The organism is Edaphobacter sp. (assembly GCF_035532915.1).
In the GTDB taxonomy this organism is placed as follows: domain Bacteria; phylum Acidobacteriota; class Terriglobia; order Terriglobales; family Acidobacteriaceae; genus Edaphobacter.
Genome location: NZ_DATKQC010000065.1, coordinates 1 through 4,114 on the forward strand (window position 1 = coordinate 1; position 4,114 = coordinate 4,114).

The 4,114-nt window shown below is 56.4% G+C and carries 3 protein-coding genes; all 3 read right to left on the reverse strand.

Going from position 1 to position 4,114, the window contains the following annotated elements; genetic code table 11:
* On the reverse strand, positions 1-378 hold a 378-nt coding region (locus VMU57_RS03435; protein WP_325380807.1), incomplete at its 3' end, for a hypothetical protein.
* 486 nt (positions 379-864) lie between these two features.
* Positions 865-1,527, reverse strand: a complete 663-nt coding sequence (locus tag VMU57_RS03440) for a hypothetical protein (RefSeq protein WP_325380809.1) — start codon at positions 1,525-1,527, stop codon at positions 865-867.
* Positions 1,524-4,114 (reverse strand): HsdM family class I SAM-dependent methyltransferase (locus tag VMU57_RS03445; protein WP_325380811.1); only part of this gene is annotated, 2,591 nt, incomplete at its 5' end. The genes VMU57_RS03440 and VMU57_RS03445, both read right to left, overlap by 4 nt.

Consider the following 4,114-nt stretch of genomic DNA (forward strand, 5'->3'; position numbering starts at 1 on the left):
ATCCGAGCTTAGCTTCCGAAACAAGCCGTACGGAGTACGTGCGAAATTCATTTGCACAGCAAACATCACGACGGAAAATGCAATCGCAGTCGCGCCAACGAGCGCGCCTCCGAGCGTGACGAGAAAGTTGCGCAGAGTTCCGAGTCTGTCGCCGGTCGCGAACAATTTGCCTGCAACAGTCTGGATTTCTGGGGTCGCAACAGCACTCAGGAAAATTAAGGCCATTAGGAATGTTGCAGTAGTGACGCTGACGTGCCGGGTAGCCAATCGGACAGCGTAATAGCGAGCGAGATAGTATTGATGCCAGAGCCGCGCTTGGCGCTGCCGACTCGCTCTCACCACCGATTGCACCAAATCCCGGAGATTAATCTGGACCACCTTAACCTTCTTTCGGAGTCTCCTAGCTAATCTACTCATACTCAGGGTCTGTCTAAGACCGTTTCGTCCTTGCCTTTGCGACCGCGTCCGCGCTTGTCTAGTGTCCGAGAATATCCCGCAAGCGGCTCTTCAGAGCCATCTCCGCGGGACTTCTGGGCGCTGATTCCAGCCAAGTCTGAAAATCCTTAATTCGAACCCTGTGCTCGACTTTCGCCAACTTGATCGTTACGACGACGCTACCAGGGCCGCTATTGGGATCATCGCCGCGAGTCGTGCTCGCGGAAAACGCGAAGCGCTTGAGCCACGGCCTCGAACAGGCTCTGCACGATGACCTGGACCGTATGCTCGACGGCCTGCGCGTCCCGGCAGGTAACCCTGCATGTTCGGACCGCCATCCGCCGAAGATAACAGTTCCGCTATATCTTCGCCGATGTGGAGGTCGGGTGGAAGACGTTCGGTGATGGCCATCTTTGCTTGACCCGAGAATCACGCTTGCTGGTGCTGCGGAGAATCAGTTGGCATGAATAGGTGGTGGATGCGGAAAACATTGGTCTCATGGACCCGGTGGTGGTGCGTTTCTCGTACGCGAGGATCGTCTTTCAGCACCATCGAGGGTAGGAACGCTTCAGTCGCGGTCATGCATAGTGCGACGCGTTGCTTTCGGATATTCGCTTCGACGTTCGTCATCGCGCGAGAGACATTACCGTCTAGTACATAAGCTATCATCCCGCCATGTCGGACCGCCTTGGCATATTGCCCGGTGACGAACCTCAACATGCCAAACGTGACGTACTCCGCCGCATACGCACGAGTGCCGCCATCCTTGACCACGTTCAGGCGCTTACTTTCCAGACAGAAATAGATGTCCTCTCGTGGCACAAGGGGAATGAAGACAATGTCCAGGCGGCCGAGATCTTCTCCCGGTATGGGTTCCAACTCAACCAGTTGAGTGCGGATCTGAAACGGCAGACCCCGAGCGGTACGGTTTTGCATGAGAGCCCGGCACAAGGCAATCGTAATGTTGTCTTCCTTCTCATCCGGCGTTGGCGACGGCATCTCCTCCCAGCTCGCGATGACCAAGTTGAGGATCTCAGGCACCAGCGGGTCGATCAGGTCGGCCCATTCGCTGGGCATGCCGGCTATGGTCACGCGACCTTCTGCGGTGTCTGCATGAGGATGGTGCCCGCAATCTCGTCGGCGTCATTCAGGGCTGCCGTTTGTGTCCAGAAACGCTGGCCGATAGGCTTTACGAGGTACAGGTGATCCCGGTCGAACACTTTAGCGCCGCGGATTAGCTCGAAGGTGTTGAACGTCTGTGACGTAACCTTACGGAGACGCTCAAGCGCAGACAGCACAGTACCAAAATCCGTTGGGAGTTCAGCGGACGCTTCGCGGGAGCGAGTCTTCTGCAGGACTGCAACGCCAATCCCCAGTTTCTCCGAGGCCGTCGCAAGGCCCTGAACAATGAACGGTCCACTCTTCGCCCACCCGTTAAGGGTGTCGCACAGCCTTCTAATGTAGTCGTCCCACTGCTTTTTCTTACTCGGCTCGATTGTGGGCACGTATACTCGTGCCCTGGTCGGGCGGACGCTGGGGATGATCACTTGCACGGTGTCGTCGATCAGAAGTTTCTCCAACGGAAGGATATCGAAATACTCATCCATCAAAGGCTCGATGGACTCGTTTGCGACCCGCACCAATTCTTCACGGTTAGAGAAGTCATCACTGGCTTTTGCGCTCGCTGCGGCAACTGTTTTGCCAACCTCCTTCACTATTTGCCAGGCTCGTCGAGGGTCAGGCAGAGCCTCAGGTAGAACGAACGGCAGGCGCATAAGTTCGTCCACATGGATCTGCTGCCTCGTTATTCCCCAGTTCGATGAGGTGTGGAATAGAAAGTAGCTGGCCAAGCGAGAGCGCAAATACGCTGCGAGGAAAATGAGCAAGTCTCGATCTTGTTTCGGTCCATGGATTCCGCGCAGGAAGTCTTGAAAGGAGACATCAAAATCGGCAAAGGCGGCGCTCGTGAAACCTTTCGCTACAAGCACGTGCGGAGCCCGGAACACGCTAGTGTCTTTATTCGACCCGCTCCTTGCAGTGAACTCTGCCGAGGGTAGTTCAGTACAGTCCTTCGGGAGCAAGAACAAGTCCAGCTTGGACGCAGACGCCTCTATAAAGAGCCTCGATGGCAGCCGAATGGTCTCCGCCTTTGCTGGATCATCCCCCGTGCGAACAGGTTGAACGCCAACCGCCATTAGCCATGGCTTGTTGGTTCCCCCCTTTTCTCTCAGTTGCCGCACATGGTCGCGTAACCGCGGGTGGAGCGACAGCCGGTCAATCAATCGCCGATCTCGGGCCGTGGCCCAATACCGCTGCTTCCAGATTTGAGGTGCGTCCTTTCCCTCCAGGTCACGCAGCACCTGACCCACGTTCACAGTGCAGCGATCTTCGGGTGGAATGGCGATAACCTCAGCTCGCATGACCAGCCAATCAGCTTTAGGTGCCCAATATTCGATGGCATGTGCGTGGTTCTCCGGCGGCTGCTTTCGGTACGTGACCACAATCGCCGGATGGCGGGCCTCCTCGAATAGAAAAAACTGGTAGGCCGCGAGGTTCAGCACGCGGTCGACGGCGTGCAAATTGAAGAGGGTTCGCTGAAATGCCAGAGCCGTCGTGCTGTGATTAAACAACGTGCCGTGCGGCAGTACGAGACAAATTCTCCCGCTGTCCACGACGTGGTGTGCCGCTTTCCAAACAAACGCCACGGCGATCTGCTTGTCCGGTATGGGGTATTGGTGATCTGGATTGGCGCACCACTTGGCGGCCGCTGTGTCTGCCAATGCAATGCTGCCCCACGGCGGGTTACCGATCACCAGGTCGGCATCAACTGGGTACTCCGCGCCTTCAGAGAAGAAATCATCGCACCAAATATTACCTTCAATTTCTTCCCCCTGGTTGTTTTCCGTATGGTGAATGAGCCTTGGTAGCTTGTGTCCCTTCTGCCGCAGTTCCTGAACGTCCCGTGGGGAAAGTTGATCTAGGTAAGCCAGGTACAGGCTGAATGCCGTGATCCTGCACGCCGTGGGATTGATGTCCACGCCGCAAAGATTGTTGCAGAGTATTTTCCTCAGTTCCCTTGCTCGGCGGTCATTGCGGGCCTCGGGGTTCGCCTGCTTCCATTCTTCTGCCATGCGGTTGAACAGACCGACCAGGAAGATGCCAGACCCACAAGCAGGGTCGAGGTAGCGACGGTCAAGCAACGAGGGCGTCGTCGCGAGCGCCGTGTCGAGCACGACTTCAGCAAGGAACCGCGGCGTGTAGAATGCGCCTTGGCGCTTGTCAGAGCCTTTCAGGAATCGCTCGTAGATCGCGCTAATGGCCTCGATTGGGATTGCGGCGAAGTCGTAGGGCCAGCATGAACCCTGCCCGCTCAGAACGTCGGTGGCGCGAAAAAACTCGTCCAAAGGATCCATATACGAGGCGGGAACCAGTCTGGCTTCCGCTTCAAGGTCATCGCTGAACAAGTCGCCGTTGAAGTCTTTGCCAAGCTTTCGGAAGAGGTCGTAGATGTACCTTTTAGCCTGGGTCCTGGGTTGTAAGCTGAGCACGTCCCGCAAATGGCCTGCGCGCGGCAAGCCGATGCCATGCAAATAGGTTTCACCTACGACACCACGGTCAAAGAGATAGCAGGCAAACACGAGTCGGCAGAGCAAGGCATCGAGTACTTTATCGAGTACTT